At 45.7% G+C, this 16,238-nt stretch carries 13 protein-coding genes; 7 read left to right on the top strand and 6 right to left on the bottom strand.

Annotated features, from left to right (window positions below; all coding sequences use genetic code 11):
* Positions 1-52: 52 nt before the first annotated feature.
* On the bottom strand, positions 53-1,009 hold the full coding sequence (locus tag ONT19_RS01900) for a LuxR C-terminal-related transcriptional regulator (RefSeq protein WP_264952421.1): 957 nt from the start codon (positions 1,007-1,009) through the stop codon (positions 53-55).
* 362 nt (positions 1,010-1,371) lie between these two features.
* Here ONT19_RS01900 and ONT19_RS01895 point away from each other — a divergent pair, with 362 nt between their 5' ends.
* The 6 genes from ONT19_RS01895 to ONT19_RS01870 all read left to right on the top strand — a co-directional run bounded on the left by ONT19_RS01895 (position 1,372) and on the right by ONT19_RS01870 (position 11,202).
* Entirely contained in the window at positions 1,372-2,667 is a 1,296-nt protein-coding gene (locus ONT19_RS01895) for a hypothetical protein (RefSeq protein WP_264952422.1), read from the top strand.
* A 66-nt stretch (positions 2,668-2,733) separates the two neighbouring features.
* Positions 2,734-4,062, top strand: coding sequence for an imelysin family protein (locus ONT19_RS01890; protein WP_153088440.1), 1,329 nt, complete (start codon positions 2,734-2,736; stop codon positions 4,060-4,062).
* A gap of 116 nt (positions 4,063-4,178) precedes the next feature.
* Positions 4,179-5,981, top strand: a complete 1,803-nt coding sequence (locus tag ONT19_RS01885; RefSeq protein WP_264952423.1) for a di-heme oxidoredictase family protein — start codon at positions 4,179-4,181, stop codon at positions 5,979-5,981.
* A gap of 168 nt (positions 5,982-6,149) precedes the next feature.
* Positions 6,150-8,414 (top strand): cytochrome c biogenesis protein CcsA, encoded by a 2,265-nt coding sequence (gene ccsA / locus ONT19_RS01880; protein WP_264952424.1) that lies wholly within the window; start codon positions 6,150-6,152, stop codon positions 8,412-8,414.
* A 296-nt stretch (positions 8,415-8,710) separates the two neighbouring features.
* Positions 8,711-10,354: a hydroxylamine reductase gene (gene hcp, locus ONT19_RS01875; protein WP_117727107.1), complete on the top strand. Its 1,644-nt coding sequence runs from the start codon at positions 8,711-8,713 to the stop codon at positions 10,352-10,354.
* 179 nt (positions 10,355-10,533) lie between these two features.
* Positions 10,534-11,202 (top strand): Crp/Fnr family transcriptional regulator, encoded by a 669-nt coding sequence (locus tag ONT19_RS01870; protein ID WP_264952425.1) that lies wholly within the window; start codon positions 10,534-10,536, stop codon positions 11,200-11,202.
* Positions 11,203-11,410: 208 nt separating this feature from the next.
* Here ONT19_RS01870 and ONT19_RS01865 read toward each other — a convergent pair whose 3' ends face one another.
* From ONT19_RS01865 to ONT19_RS01845, 5 genes are all read right to left on the bottom strand, one after another.
* Positions 11,411-12,172, bottom strand: a complete 762-nt coding sequence (locus ONT19_RS01865; protein WP_437183489.1) for a tRNA 2-thiocytidine biosynthesis TtcA family protein — start codon at positions 12,170-12,172, stop codon at positions 11,411-11,413.
* Between the two features lie 54 nt (positions 12,173-12,226).
* Positions 12,227-13,762 (bottom strand): ribonuclease Y, encoded by a 1,536-nt coding sequence (gene rny, locus ONT19_RS01860; RefSeq protein ID WP_117586134.1) that lies wholly within the window; start codon positions 13,760-13,762, stop codon positions 12,227-12,229.
* 28 nt (positions 13,763-13,790) lie between these two features.
* A complete protein-coding gene (locus tag ONT19_RS01855) occupies positions 13,791-14,090 on the bottom strand; it encodes a cell division protein ZapA (protein WP_022120985.1) in 300 nt (99 codons plus the stop codon).
* A gap of 11 nt (positions 14,091-14,101) precedes the next feature.
* Positions 14,102-14,395: a hypothetical protein gene (locus ONT19_RS01850; RefSeq protein WP_022120986.1), complete on the bottom strand. Its 294-nt coding sequence runs from the start codon at positions 14,393-14,395 to the stop codon at positions 14,102-14,104.
* Positions 14,396-14,484: 89 nt separating this feature from the next.
* Positions 14,485-15,135 carry a hypothetical protein gene (locus tag ONT19_RS01845; protein WP_006846432.1) on the bottom strand — a complete coding sequence of 217 codons (651 nt, stop codon included), beginning with the start codon at positions 15,133-15,135 and terminating at the stop codon, positions 14,485-14,487.
* A 227-nt stretch (positions 15,136-15,362) separates the two neighbouring features.
* Here ONT19_RS01845 and rfbA point away from each other — a divergent pair, with 227 nt between their 5' ends.
* Positions 15,363-16,238, top strand: a complete 876-nt coding sequence (gene rfbA, locus ONT19_RS01840; RefSeq protein ID WP_264952427.1) for a glucose-1-phosphate thymidylyltransferase RfbA — start codon at positions 15,363-15,365, stop codon at positions 16,236-16,238.

Here is a 16,238-nt window from a genome sequence, read left to right as displayed (position 1 = left end):
GCTATCATTTTAGAAAAAATAACATTATTTAAACTGATATTCCACAGATAAACTACAGCTTTACAGAAGAAATATCAACCAAATTGTTCACGATGGCATAAATTGTAAGACCTGCAGGAGAGTGAATCTGAAGCTTTCGGGCGATGTTTCTGCGGTGGGTAATCACCGTGTTGATGGAGATATAAAGGTGATCGGCAATCTCCTTGTTGGTCATTCCCTGAACCAAAGCAACAATCACATCTTTCTCACGGTCGCTCAACTGTTCGTCACTCATCGGAGTCTGATTAATCATGCTCGAAATCTTGGCACTCACATCATTCTGCTTCAGTTTACGCTCTGCATTTCTTACTGCAGGAATAAAGATTTCTTCCTCTACCTCAGAGTGATGGGTGAGCCATTCCTCATTATTATATATATCATAAAGAGTGGCGCTGAGCTGATTATTATGCAAGCCATCAGAAGGCAAATACTTGATGATGATGCTCTTCAACTCTTTTAACTTCATATCTACCTGAGCATGGTGCTTCGAGAAGGTTTCTATATCAAAGTTTGCATTGGCATTACCATCGATAAGTGCCTGAACATAAGGGAATACCATCTTTTCTTCATACCGCATATGATTAGTGATACTATGGGCATAATCATCATAAAGCTTGAGGATAAGGCGTGCCAGATTATCCTTTTCATCCAAAGCCTCAACGAGTTCCTTACGGATGAAAGGCAACTGGAAATCAATATAATAGACATGGGATGCCTTGAGATAATGCAATAAGGTCGGTAACGACAAACGGTCGGCATTGTCATACTCCTTGTAACCATTAATTGTAAAGTTTACCACAGCCAGAAATGTATAAGTATCCACATTCTGCTCGTCGCAAACTTCGCGCACAGTTTTATCACCAAAGCCCAGGTTGATGCCGAAGCTGCCCAGGCTCTGCAAGATGTTGTAATTGTCTCTAATGATGCTGATCATCTTGTCGTCAGCTTCATACATCTTCTGATTTTTCATCTTCTTTTATCCTTAAATGAAAACATCCTTGTATCAAGAACATTCATAATGTTTCTATTTCGGGTGCAAATATACAAAAAAGTTTCGAAACTCGCAATACCTAGAAATGGGGATGCCGCAGTTTACCGATTTTTAGGTATTGCAAGATATTTTAAAACTCCGTACCTTTGCACCCGAAATCGAGAAAGAGCGCGGTGATGATTGCCACTCCCGAGCGGCAGAGCTGCGTAATTCCTTATCATGCCTCATGGCTTTAAGGAGATACTAGGCCTCTAAAGTGTCGAGACCGCAAGCAGATATCCGCGCTCTTTTCTTTATTATATTAAGGATAATACGATAACAATAATTTCAAAATATTAAAGATGAACAGTTTAAGAATTGGATTGATGTCCGCTGCCCTGGTTGCCGGTTTGGCAACGGCAAGTGCACAAACTGTGGCTGCAGACAGCGTGATGCAGCACGTGAATGGCAAGCGCCTCAGCGTGGGTGGTTATGGCGAGGTTGCCATGAGCCGCAACTTCTACAGCGACGCTGGCAAACGCTACTCTAACGCTACTGCTTATAAGAACGCTCCTGACCACGGACGCTTCGACATTCCTCATGCAGTAATCTACTTGGGTTACGACTTCGGAAAGGGATGGACCATGGGTACTGAGATTGAATTTGAACACGGAGGTACCGGACAGTCTATCGAATACGAGGCTGAGGAAGCTATCGAGTACGAGCAGGAAGTGGAGAAAGGTGGAGAGGTAGAACTGGAACAGTTCTGGATTCAGAAGTCTTTCGGCAGAGCTGCCAACATCAAGATGGGTCACATCGTAGTACCTGTGGGTCTGACCAATGCCTATCATGAGCCATTAAACTTCTTTACTGTTTATCGTCCAGAAGGCGAAAACACTATCCTTCCTTGCACATGGCACCAGACTGGTATCAGTTTCTGGGGAAAGAGCGGTAAGTTCCGCTACGAGGCACAGTTTCTGGCAGGTTTGAACGCCTACCGTTTCAGTCGCAGCAACTGGATTCAAGGCGGTGCCAAGAGTCCATACGAGTTTGAGGTAGCCAACAAATATGCCGTTGCTGCCCGTGTAGATAACTACAGTATTCCTGGTCTGCGCATCGGACTGAGCGGTTACTACGGCAAGGCGATGGGCAACACCACCCCACAGGATACCCAACACAAAAACATCAAGGGAAACGTATATGTAGGTGCCTTCGACTTCACCTACAACAAGTACAACTGGAAGATTAGAGGCAACGTGGATTATGGCTATGTAAGCGATGCTACAGCCATTACCAGCATTGTATATCCTGGTACGGCTAACGTCAAGCCTAATGAATCAGGCAGCGGCAAATACTTCGGCAGTCATGCCATCGCTACCATGGTGGAAGCAGGCTATGATGTCTTCTCTCAGATTTCCAAGTTGCGTGAAAACAACCAGAAGCTGTATGTGTTCGGTCATTTCGAGTATTACGATTCATCCGTTCACAATACCACCGCCAAGTGGACCAACCGCAAAATTGTGGCAGCAGGTATCAACTACTTCCCTCTCCCACAAATCTGTGTGAAAGCTGAATACAACCAGCGCATCTTCCACTCTAAGTACAACAATGAGCCAGCCGTGAACATCGGCATCGCTTATCAGGGCTTCTTCCTCTAATCCAGGTGAAAAGAGCCGTTTCATAGAATAATAATTATCATATTCAAACATAAAAAACAAAGAAACATGAAAAAGATTTTCCAGAAGGCATTCTTGTTCGTAGCAACAATGACCTTATCTTTGGGTTTCGCTTCTTGTAGCGATGATGATGGCCCAGTAACAGAGGGTAACGTAGTTCCAGCAACAGAATTATCAGCAGTTGCCAACACTTATGTAAACGACATTATCAATCCTACCTACAAGGATTTGAGAGACAACGCTAAGGTTCTGAAGGATGCATGCGACAAGGCATACGCCAACGCCAAGGCTGGCAACTTGAGCGATGCAGATATCACCGATGCCTGCGAGGCTTTCAAGAACGCTCGTCGTGAATGGGAGCGCAGTGAGGCATTCCTCTATGGTGCAGCAGCCAACAACGAGATTGACCCACACATCGACTCATGGCCACTCGACCACGACCAGATGGTAGAGGCACTCAACAACCAGAACATCATCGCCGGAATCCAGGGTTCAAACCCAGCTCAGTTTATCTATACCGAGAACAAGAACTTCGACTCTGTAATCGGTTTCCACGGATTGGAGTTCGTACTCTTCCGTAATGGAGCCGCACGTACTGCAGCCATGCTGAACAACAACGAGACAGAAGAGGGCATGACCACCGTAAAGGGTATCGACGAGTTGGCATTTGCTGCCGCTGTAGCTGGCGACATCTACAACATGACTTCACTCCTCCAGTATGGTTGGAATGGTGATGCAACCCTCGGTTCTTGGTTGACAACCAATTGCAAGTGGGTGGTTGATGGTCTTGCTGGTCTGGAGGAGAGTGCTGGTGCCCTTTCTTCTGCAGGTATCGGTTACGGTCAGTTCTTCCTCAATGCCACAGGCGACAAGGCTTGGTTCCCTACATGGCAGGAGACCTTGGAGAATGTATTCGTAGGCGGCTGCTCAAGCATCTGCCAGGAGGTTTACACCCAGAAGCTGGGTCAGGCTTACCGTGTAGCTACCGGTCATGGCGGTACAACAGAGGATGGCGAAGCTGAATCTCGCGACTACATTGAGTCACCATACAGCAAGCGTTCATTCATCGACTATCAGGACAACATCTACTCTATCAAGAACTCTCTCTATGGTACACGTCATGTAACTGCTACAACTCCTGTTGCTAATTCATTGATGACTATCATGAAGAAGTACAACTACAGTGGCTACAACGCATTGAATACAGCTCTTGATGAGGCTATCGCAGCATTGGAGTCTGCCAAGAAGAGCGGTATCGCCTTCGTGGATGATCCAGCCAATGCTCAGGTAAAGACTTGCATCGACAAGATCAACACCCTGGACGACGAGTTGAACAATGCGGGTGCCTGGTTCCGCGCCTTGAAGGTTTCCAAGTAATTTATCCATTACAGCAGAAACAACAGGAATAAAGGATTACGTAGCTTTGCTTTCTTCAATAGAAGCGAAGCTACGTCATTTGGGTTAAATATAATATATCACAAAGAAAATACATTATGAATAAGAATTTTAAGAATTACGCCTACCTGTCGTTCGCCCTGGCTTTGGCTACGACAATGGCTAGCTGTTCTGACGATGACAACAAAGTTGAAATTCAGGAAACAGATGCCGCATACGTAGGTAAGGAAGTGGGTAACTTTACTGCAGATGAGTGGTATCCAGGTGGTAAGCTGGGGACAACAGAGAACACTGGTTCCAGCAGTTACTCTGACCAGACCCCTGCCGTAGATAACGATCCAGAACTCTTCAAGCAGTTCTTTATCGGCGAGCAGATATTCGAGCGCCAGTATTCATGGAACACCGGTGCCTTCAAGGGCTTGGGTCCTGCTTCTGTACGCTCATCTTGCTTTGACTGCCACCCAGAGTATGGTCATGGCAAGCGCAAGGCACAGTATGAAACCCGCTATGGTAACGGTAATGGTTATCTGCTCGTAGTTTATCATCCTGTAGATGGTGCCAACAGCAATGATGGTGGCTATGTAGCTGAGGTTACAGGTATGCCTCAGACACAAGCACAGTCTCCATTCTTGCCACCTATCGATGAGAGCAAAATCAATATGAGTTGGGAGCACGTCAACAAGATGGAAACAGAAGAGATACCATCCATGCAGTTCCCTGATGGCGAAAAGTTTGATTTGATTTATCCTGAGATTTCTATCCCTAAGAGTGCCTTCAACACCAGTCCTACTCCATACGAAACCGGCAATGGTACAGTAGCTGTAAGATTGGAATCTACCATCGGTATTGGTGGTACAGGACTGGTAGATGCCATTCCTAACGAAGCTATCAAGGCACAGTATGCATCAGAGGCATCTTACTTCAAGAAAGCTGGACTTGACGTAAAAGAATACATCAATCCATCATTTTGGGATGCCGACAAGAATGACTTTACCGACGGAGCATACTATACAACATTTGGTAGAGATAGCAAATACGCTATTGGTGGCGTGCATGCAGATGGCAGCACATTCGATCCAAACACCTCTGAATTGAACAAAAAGATTGTCAAGCGCTTCACTTATGCCTTGACCCGTGGTAGTTTACAGGATGGTCCTGGTGCTAACGCTATCTGGAACATCACCAATGTTACCCGTCAGGATCGTCCTTGCCTCTATACCACGACCCCTTGGGCAAAGGCAATGTCAGAGAATACGGATGTGATTGCAGCCATCAAGAAGGACCCTACCTCTCCATATTATGCAGATGGTACTGACGAGGGAATCAAGGAAGCAGTAGTAAACCTGTTGGATCCAAAAACCAACCAGTTTGACAACCAATGGCACAACTTCAAGCCTGAACAGAGCATGGACGATTTCTATGCCTTCATGGTATGGCACCGTGGTCTTGCCGTGCCTCGTGCCCGCAACCTGAACGATCCTCAGGTACAGGAGGGTAAGAAGCTCTTCATGAATTGGGGATGCGCCAGCTGTCACAAGCCAACATGGAAGACTGGCGATGACAACTACGTAACATCCAAGTATCTCGCAGACAAGAAGTTGCCTCGTTATCAGAACCAGACCATCCATCCATATTCTGACTTCGTTCAGCACAAGCTCTATATGATGAACGACATCCACGGATCATGGTGCCGCACCACTCCACTCTGGGGTCGTGGCTTGAGCTATCTGAACACAGGTGCAGAAGACCGCTTGCACGACTGTCGTGCCCGCAACGAGGTGGAAGCCATCATGTGGCACTGCTACAGCAAGAAGAGTCATGCCTATAATTCAGCTATGAACTTCTACAAGGCATCGAAGAGCGATCGTGATGCAGTGGTTAAGTTCCTGCGTTCTATCTAATCATAAGATATTACAAGAAGAAACAAAAATAAGAAAAGCTGCCAGGCTATCAAAAGCATTTGGCAGCTTTTTTTTATCAGAACCTCTAAATATACGTATAAAATCTTGCTCGTCTCCGAATAATATCGTAATTTTGCAGCGGAAATTCTATCAAGATTCCAACTAAGTATGGTTAAAAAGATTATATTCATTCTTTACATCCTTGTGCTCGTATGCATGGCTGCCGCCACCATCGTGGAAAAAAGCCAGGGCACGGATTATGCCCATGCCCACTACTATGGGGCATGGTGGTTCATTCTTATCTGGGCAGTACTCGCTGCCCTAGGTGCGTTCTATATCATCAAAAGAAAAGTGAAGTGCGCTTCTACGCTGGCACTCCATCTCTCCTTCATCATCATCCTTGCCGGGGCATTGCTCACACATATATCGGCTAAACGGGGCATGATTCATCTGCGCATCGGTCAGCCTACAGATACTTATATGGCTCAGGATGAAGAGCAGGGTATGAAGGAAGAGAAACTCCCTTTCTCGCTCTGCCTAAAGAAGTTTGAAGCGAAGATGCATGATGGTACCAACGCTGTGGCTGACTATTCTTCAAAATTCACCGTAACGGATGGGGATGATAAGAGCGAAGGCAAAGTTTCGATGAACAACATCTATTCCCACCGGTCTTACCGTCTTTATCAGTCATCTTACGATGAAGACGGCAAGGGAAGCGTGCTCGCTATCAATGCCGATCCATACGGCATACCAGTCACCTATACTGGCTATGCGCTGCTCTTCATCTCCCTCGTATGGATGCTCTTCGACCCAAAGGGCGGTTATCACAAACTACTGAAGAGTCCTTTGCTCAAGAAGGGAGCCTTGATAACAGCACTCATCCTCAGCATGGGCAATATACAGACACTGCATGCAGAATCTGCAACAGGCAATCTCCAAAATGCTGTATTGCCAAAGGAAACTGCAGAGAAGTTTGGCGAGCTTCATATTCTCTACAACGACCGCATCTGTCAGGTACAGACCTTTGCCCTCGATTTCTGCAAGAAGATATATGGAGCCAGGAGCTATCAGGGATTGACTGCAGAACAGGTACTCTCTGGTTGGGTGTTCTATGGAAATACTTGGGCAAACGAGCCTTTCATCAAGATCAAGAGCGGAGAAATGAAAACAGCGATGAATCTGCCAGACTATGCTTCGCTCAATACTTTCTTCAATCGTGAAATGGGTGGCTATACCATCGGACAGTATGTTCAGGAATACTACAATGGGCAGCAGGACAAGTTCCATCAGCAAGCCGCCGATATCGATGGCAAGATACAAATCATCATGGAGTTGCGAGAAGGTATCTCATTGAAAGTTCTTCCTTACACCTTCACCAAGAATGTGAAAGCTACCAAGGATCATCCTTTCATCAAGGCGGGTACTACCACGTGGTTTTCACCGGTGGATAAGTTGCCGCAAGCCGTAGAGCAGCAGCATGCGCTCTATATCAGGAATGTATTCTCTCTGCTGAATGGTGATGTAAAGGCAGGAAATATCAGCCGTGTAAATGAGTTCTTCGTCAAGATGAAGAAATATCAGGAGGTAAGTAGTGGTAACTCGCTGCCAACAAATACCCAGTATAAGGCAGAACGCATCAATAATGCCTTTCCTTTTGCCACCATTCTCTTCATGGCAAACCTCACATTGGGCTTCATTGCCCTCTTCTACACCATCTATCGCATGACTAAGAAGAGAGAAGTGAAGGTCCTAGACATCGCCTTGCCAATCCTTTTGGTTGTATCATTCTTGGCACTGACCTTCGGTTTGGTATTGAGATGGATTATCAGTGGCAATGTGCCGATGTCGAATGGCTATGAGAGTATGCTCACCGTGGCATGGTTTGTGATGCTGATAGCCATCTTCATGCAGTTCAGAATCCGACTGGTGATGGTATTCGGCTTCTTGCTCTCAGGTTTCTTCCTGCTTGTTAGTCATATCAACCAGATGGATCCTGCCATTGGACAGATGATGCCTGTACTGAATAGTCCTCTTCTGAGTATGCACGTAAGCATCATTATGATGAGCTATGCTCTGTTATCATTGACATTTATCTGCGGCATCATGGGCATCTGCATGCGCTCTCATGGCGAAGAACTCCAGGCATTGAGCCGTGTGTTCCTCTACCCTGCCCTCACCTGCATGGGATTTGGTATCTTTATCGGTGCTATCTGGGCTAACGTGAGCTGGGGCAACTACTGGAGTTGGGACAGCAAGGAGACTTGGGCGCTCATCACCTTTATGATTTATGCCGTAGTAGTGCATACGCAGAGTCTGCCGGTTTTCCGCAAGCCGCTGGTGTATCACATCTACATCACCCTAGCCTTCCTGAGTATCGCCATGACATACTTCGGCGTGAACTATTTCCTCACGGGTATGCACTCTTATGCATAGCCCATCAGAAGACAGAATATATTTAGTCTTAAGGCAAAATTTATTTTCCCTTAAGGCTAATTTTATTTTCCCTTAAGGATAAATATATGATAGTGTTGACATCAATCTAATCATCATGCTCTTCAAGAAGGGAGAAATCCATTCCCCCACACTCTTTTTATGTTTTTTTAATATCCTACGGTCACAATTGTTACCGTAGGATTATTTTTAAAGCCGTAATTTTGCAGCCGGAAACCAGGAATGGCAGATTGCCGCCTGGAAGAAAACATTAAAATAACTCATTAATTTATAGCAATATGGCAGAAAACAAGATGTTCTGTTTCCAGTGTCAGGAAACAGCTAAGGGTACAGGCTGTACCATCAAGGGTGTTTGCGGTAAGGAGGCTACAACTTCCAAGTGGCAGGATCTGTTGCTCAGCGTGGTTCGTGGCATAGGAACCATACAGCATAGCATAGGCGAAGAACCGACACCAGAGGTAACCCATTTCCTCACGGATGCACTCTTCACCACCATTACCAACGCCAACTTCAACGACCAGGATATCCTACAAAAGGTAGATAAGGGCATCGTACTGAAGAAACAGCTGCTGCAAAAGGCAGCAAGCATGAATATCCACCTCCCTGCCTATCAGGAGGTAATCTGGGGTGGCGAGAAGACAGACTATGAGGCAGAGGGCGCCCGTGAATCCGTGCTCCGCCACGAGAATGCAGATATCCGCTCGCTCAAGGAACTCACCATGCTCGGTCTGAAGGGTATGGCAGCATACTACGAGCACGCAGCCCATCTGGGAGAAGAGAACAGCGAGATTATCAGCTTTATCTGCCGTGCTCTCGCCACCATCAGCAACCCTGATGCTGATATGAACACGCTGCTGGGCGTGGTGCTCGAAACAGGAAAGTACGGCGTGGATGTGATGGCACTCCTCGACAAGGCCAACACCCAGGCATACGGTAATCCGGAACTCACCAGAGTGAACATCGGCACAGGCAGCAATCCGGGCATCCTCATCTCCGGTCACGACCTGAAGGATATCGAAGATCTCCTCATCCAGACCGAAGGCACGGGCATCGACGTCTATACACATGGCGAGATGCTTCCTGCCCACTACTATCCGCAGCTCAAGAAGTACAAGCATCTGGTGGGCAACTACGGCAATGCGTGGTGGAAACAGAAGGAAGAATTCGAGAGCTTCAACGGTCCTGTAGTCTTCACCACCAACTGCATCGTACCGCCATCGCCATCGGCAGGCTACAGGAACCGCGTCTTCACCACCAACTCTACCGGTTTCCCTGGCTGGAAGCATATCCAGGCGGGTGCCGACGGGCACAAGGACTTCTCCGAGGTGATTGCGCTTGCCAAGACCTGCCAGCCACCTAGGGAGATAGAGACAGGCGAGATCATCGGCGGTTTTGCGCATGCTCAGGTCTTTGCCCTGGCAGACAAGATAGTAGAAGCTGTAAAGAGCGGAGCCATCCGCAAGTTTGTGGTGATGAGTGGCTGCGATGGCAGAATGAAGAGCCGCAACTACTACGAGGAGTTTGCCAAGGCGCTGCCTCAGGATGTAGTGATACTCACCAGCGGCTGTGCCAAGTTCAAGTACAACAAGCTCAATCTGGGCGACATCAACGGCATTCCTCGTGTGCTGGATGCCGGTCAGTGCAACGACTCCTATTCCTGGGCGGTTGTGGCATTGAAGCTGAAGGAGATCTTTGGAGCCAGCGACATCAACGAACTTCCTATCTTCTTCAATATTGCCTGGTACGAGCAGAAGGCTGTCATCGTACTTCTTGCCCTGCTGCATCTGGGCGTAAAGAACATCCATCTGGGTCCTACGCTCCCAGCCTTCTGTTCACCAGCCGTACTGAAGGTTCTGGTAGATACCTTTGGCATTGCCGGAAACGGAACGGTAGAAGAGGACATCAAAAAATATATAGGATAAGAACAGCAGCTACTGAGTTAAGGGAGAATCTGTAAAACTCGGGGAAAAATCAAAAGATAAGTTTTCATGTTTAAAAGGCACTTTGCAATAACACTCTAGATAGTGTTGCAAAGTGCCTTATTTTTTGAGCAAACAATAAATCGGAGGAAAATGCGTTATTGAATATAAAACTTAAATGTATGAAAGAATCAATATTCGTTACCTTGCAGAAATGCACGGTGTTTGAGGGGTTTACTCCAGAGGAAATCAGAGAGGCACTGTCGATGGTAAGCTACCGGATGGTGGAGCTTGCTGCCAGGAAAACCTATGTGCTGGCAGGAATGCCCTGCAGATATGCCGACATCATTGTCGAGGGGGAGATGATAGCCCGCATGTCGGGATTGTCGGGCAAGCAGGCTCAGATAGAGCGGTTGGGCGAATCGATGTTGATAGCCCCTGCCTATATCTTCGCACATAATAACGAGATGCCCGTAAGCGTGGAGACAAGCAAGAAGACCACCCTCCTGCGCATGAGGCCTTCGGAACTGAAACTGCTAATAGATACTGATGAGCGCATACGCTGGAACTTCATCCAGCACCTGTCAAGGATAGATATCTTCCTTTCGCAGAAAATGCGCATGCTCTCCCTTTTCTCCGTCAAGGAGAAGGTGGCGCAATACCTCATCAAGATGGCTACCGAACAGCAGAGCAGAACCATCCGGCTGGATGTCAGCCGACAGGAAATGGCAGATATCTTCGGCATCCAGAAGTTCTCGCTCCTCCGCTGCCTCTCCGAATTCGAGGAGAAGGGTGCCATCAGGATTGAGGGCAAGACCATCACCATACTCAACTCGGATGACATGAAATAAGAAGTAAGAATGAGAAAGCCTTGGAAATTGCCAAGAACATGCTTGCCGATGGTGTTGACATCAATCTAATCAAGAAGTATTCCGGTCTAACCCAGGAACAAATACAATAGGCTTCGATGGCAAATGAAGCCTATTACATTGTACAACGAAAGTAGTTGCATGTGCTCATGCAACTACTTTCGTTTTTTATTGCTTTTTCTACTATATTTTATTCCATAAAGACAGAGCGCCAAAGACTATAGCGCGCCTCTGGGTTCAACTGCTCCAAATGATGGAAGACGGCTTGCATATCCGAACGGCGGGTAGTCTCTTCGTAAGGACACAACGCCTTCTGCTTAGTGAAATGCAACTCTTCTGCTACCTGCCGGATATCCGCCTCATGTACGAGACAGAGCGGGCGGATAATGGTAAGCGGATAATATTTCAGAGGAAGACTGGGCTGCATGGTGGAATGCGAACCCTCGAAGGTGATGTTCATCAGCAGGGTAACGAGGATATCATCCATGTGATGTCCCAGAGCTATCTTATTGAACCCGTGGCTTACCGCGAACTCGAAGAGCGTCTTGCGACGGTTCCAGGCACAGAGGAAGCAACGGGTCTTACGGGGATCGGTTGATTCATCGAACGAACTATGAAGGATATGGAGCTTGATGCCATTCTCTGCACAGAAATCCTGCAGATAAGAGCGGTCGGTTTCGTAAGGAATGTTATCCATGATGATATGAGCCGCCTCCACTTCGATATGCGGCTTATAGATACGGGCACGCTGAGCCAGCAAACGGACAAGTTCCAATGAATCCTTGCCTCCACTCAAGGCAATAAGAATACGGTCCCCATCCTCCAAAAGATGATAGTCAACACATCCTTTATTGAATCGCTTTAATACTTTCTGTTCTGCTTTCATCATATTCTGAAAAGGGAAAAGAAAAGCCGCACCCTTTTTCCAGAGTACGGCTTTATCAAGATACATCTCTCTACCTTGCAGAAGAGAAACGACAATTTAAACTTCAAATATAATTCTATCTTACTTAGCGTAAGCTACGCTACGAGTTTCACGAATCACAGTAATCTTAACCTGACCAGGATAAGTCATCTCATTCTGAATCTTGGTTGCGATTTCATCAGAAAGCTTGATGCTCTCTTCATCGTTCATCTTATCCGCACCCACGATGACACGGAGTTCACGACCTGCCTGGATAGCGTAAGTCTTGGTTACGCCAGGATAACTCATGGCGATAGCTTCAAGATCGTTCAAACGCTTGATATAAGCCTCTACAATTTCACGACGAGCACCAGGACGAGCACCAGAGATAGCATCACAAACCTGTACGATAGGAGCCAATAACGTGTTCATCTCCATCTCATCATGGTGAGCACCGATGGCATTGCAGATATCTGGTTTCTCCTTATACTTCTCAGCAATCTTGGCACCATACAATGCGTGTGGCAATTCACTCTCCTCATCAGGCACCTTACCAATATCGTGCAAGAGACCGGCACGCTTAGCCTTCTTAGGATTCAATCCCAATTCTGAAGCCATAACCGCACAGAGGTTAGCTGTTTCACGAGCATGCTGCAAGAGGTTCTGACCATAAGAAGAACGGTACTTCATCTTACCGATGATACGAATCAACTCTGGGTGCAGACCATGGATACCGAGGTCGATAGCTGTACGCTTACCAGTTTCGATAATTTCATTATCCAACTGTTTCTTCACCTTGGCTACCACCTCCTCGATACGGGCTGGGTGGATACGTCCATCAGCTACCAACTGATGGAGAGCCAGACGGCAAACCTCACGACGAACAGGGTCGAAGGCTGAGATAACGATTGCCTCTGGAGTATCATCCACTACGATTTCTACACCAGTTGCAGCTTCCAAGGCACGGATGTTACGGCCTTCACGACCGATAATACGTCCCTTCACCTCATCATTATCAATATGGAAAACGCTGACAGAGTTCTCAATAGCTGTTTCAGTAGCAACACGCTGGATTGTCTGAATCACAATCTTCTTAGCCTGCTGGTTAGCATTGAGTTTGGCATCATCCATAATCTCATTCACATAGCTTGCAGCATCGAGTTTAGCCTGATCTTTCAGACTCTCAATCAATCTCTGCTTAGCCTCTTCAGCACTCAGACCAGAAAGTTCTTCCAGTTTAGCCTGCTCCTGTTTCTGCATCTTATCAAGTTCCTGCTGCTTGACAGACAAGAGTTTCTTCTCGTTGTCAACACGCTGCTGATACTGATCAATCTCCATCTTGCGTCGACCGAGGTCTTCCTGACGCTGATTGAGAGAAATCTCGCGCTGTTTCAGCTTATTCTCATTCTGCTGGATGCGAGAATTACGCTGCTGCACTTCTTTTTCGAGTTCCGCCTTCTTGTTGAGGAATTTCTCCTTCACTTCCAAAAGCTTCTTCTCTTTTACTACTTCTGCCTCTTTGTTGGCAGCTTCTATCATTTCATTATATTTTCCCTTAATGACATAACGGAAAATGAAATACCCTGCAGCACCGCCGATAACAAGCGCCACCAAGGCTGCTATAATAGTTACTATCATTATATTATATATATGTTTATTAATATTCTTATTTCAAAGCGTCTTCAATCTCGGAGGTAAGCTTCTCAAGAATATCATCATAAGGTTTCGTATCATTCCGATCCGATTCCTTCTCATATCTCAATGCCACATCTATGAGCGCCATATACAGGATTTCCTTATCGCTCTTTCTGCCTTTGAAAATCTTGGTATATGAGTTTACAATATCATCTATCAGCTTAGCTGATTTACGATAATACTCCTCGTCTTCCCTAGGTATTCTTACCGAAAGATCTGTATCATAGACGTGTAATCGTATGAGTAATTTATCTTGTTCTTGTTCTGCCATCGTTCCGATTTTTACTTTTCACCCAATAGTGTGATACACTTATTGACATCTCTGATGAGCTTGGCGATGCGCTTCTGAGTAGCTTCCATATCATTGTCAGAAATCGTCATCATCTTCGCCATCTTCAAGCTGTCGTAATCACTCTGCGCTTGAGCCAACTTTTCCTCCAATGCCTTGATTTTGGCATCGCGCTCATCCACCATCGCATAGAGTTCAGCATTCTCCTGCTTGACCTCGTCAAACTTAAGAATCATCTGCCTTACTCTTGTGGCAAACGTATTAATTGTTTTCTCATTTGCACTCATGACTATTATTTTTGGCTACAAATTTAAGAGAATTATTTGAATAAAACAAATATTCTGCTATTTTTTTTTCATTTTGGGCGCAACATTTGTTACTTTCCCATCTTCTGCTTTGCCTTTTCTACGTCTTCATCTGATGGACGTGGCTCTTTTTTGGCAAGCATCAATACCTGGAAGGTAAAGTCGGTTACCCATTGCTGGCTGAACGCCAAGCGCTTGTTGAACTGGCGCAACTGAAGCACGGTTTTCAGCACACTGGCATCAGAGAAATCATTCTTAGTGAAGATATCTTCTACAGTTTTAGCAGTCAGCTTGTAAAGTGAATTCTTCATGAAGCTAGGCAAACGGAGTTTGAACTTCATCAGATTACCCATCAGCATCATCAGATCCTGCGTAAAGTTCTGGAACTGGATAAGATATACATTGACATCCTGCAGTTTGTGGCAGTTCTTACGGATACTGGAATCTATTTCCTTGAAGAAGGCATCATCCGTATCATAGATATTCTTCATCATTTTCTTCACCTGTGCTTTTTCGCCAATCCCCAGACGATTGTTGACCGTCGGAACATGCAGACTTGTCTTGAAGACACGCAAGTCTGGCAACATGGCCAAATTGGTGATACCTAACTGAGAAGCAAGTGCAGCCTGAAAGTATACACGGACCAAGGTCATGTAATCTTCCATTCCACCTACCTTTTTATCGTCGTCCTTACGACCGAATAGTTTAGCAAAAATTCCCATTCCTTTATTATTTTATTTTCTATATCTATTTAAATTGTTCTGCAAAAATACAATAAAATCAGTAAATACCCAAATCAAAGCGACGTTTTTTATATAAAAAGGTGCTTTTTTTATCAAAAAATGCATTTTTATGGCTTATGATTTCACTCATTCAACTTTTTTTAGTAACTTTGCCGCGTTTTTAAGATAAGACTATTCAACTTTATTATATTAGAAATAGAGAAGATATGAAAGGAATCGTATTAGCGGGAGGTTCGGGTACAAGACTTTACCCTATTACCAAAGGTATCAGTAAGCAATTGATACCAATTTTTGATAAGCCAATGATATACTACCCTGTTTCCGTGCTAATGTTGGCAGGAATCAAGGAGATTTTGATTATATCTACCCCATTCGACTTGCCTGGTTTCAAACGTCTGTTAGGCGACGGAAGTGAATTGGGTGTACACTTCGAATATGCAGAACAGCCATCACCCGATGGTCTGGCTCAAGCCTTCATCATTGGCGAGAAGTTTATCGGTAATGATACAGCCTGTCTGGTTTTGGGTGATAACATTTTCTATGGAGCCGGTTTTACGGGTTTACTCAAGGAAAGCGTAAAAGCTGCAGAAGAAGGACTGGCAAGCGTATTTGGCTATTATGTCAACGATCCGGAAAGATATGGTGTGGCAGAGTTTGATGAAAACGGCAACTGCCTGAGCATAGAAGAAAAACCGGAAATGCCTAAGAGCAACTATGCGGTTGTAGGACTCTATTTCTATCCAAACAGCGTGGTGCATGTGGCTAAGAACATCAAGCCTAGCGCAAGAGGTGAGTTGGAAATAACAACAGTTAACCAGCACTATCTGACAGAAAAGGCTCTGAAAGTAAGAACCTTACAGCGCGGTTTCGCCTGGCTTGACACCGGCACCCACGATAGCCTTTCGGAAGCCAGTACCTTTATAGAAGTCATCGAAAAGAGACAGGGTCTGAAAGTGGCATGTCTGGAAGAAATCGCATTCAAACAAGGATGGATTGACAAAGAACAGTTGCTGAAACTTGCCCAACCGATGCTCAAAAACGGTTATGGACAGTATCTGAAAGAACTAGCAGCAAGCAGATAG

Origin of the sequence: Segatella copri (assembly GCF_026015625.1) — a bacterium.
Lineage (GTDB): Bacteria > Bacteroidota > Bacteroidia > Bacteroidales > Bacteroidaceae > Prevotella > Prevotella copri_H.
The sequence above is the reverse complement of the archived record's forward strand: the minus strand, read 5'-3'. Positions and strand labels throughout refer to the sequence as shown.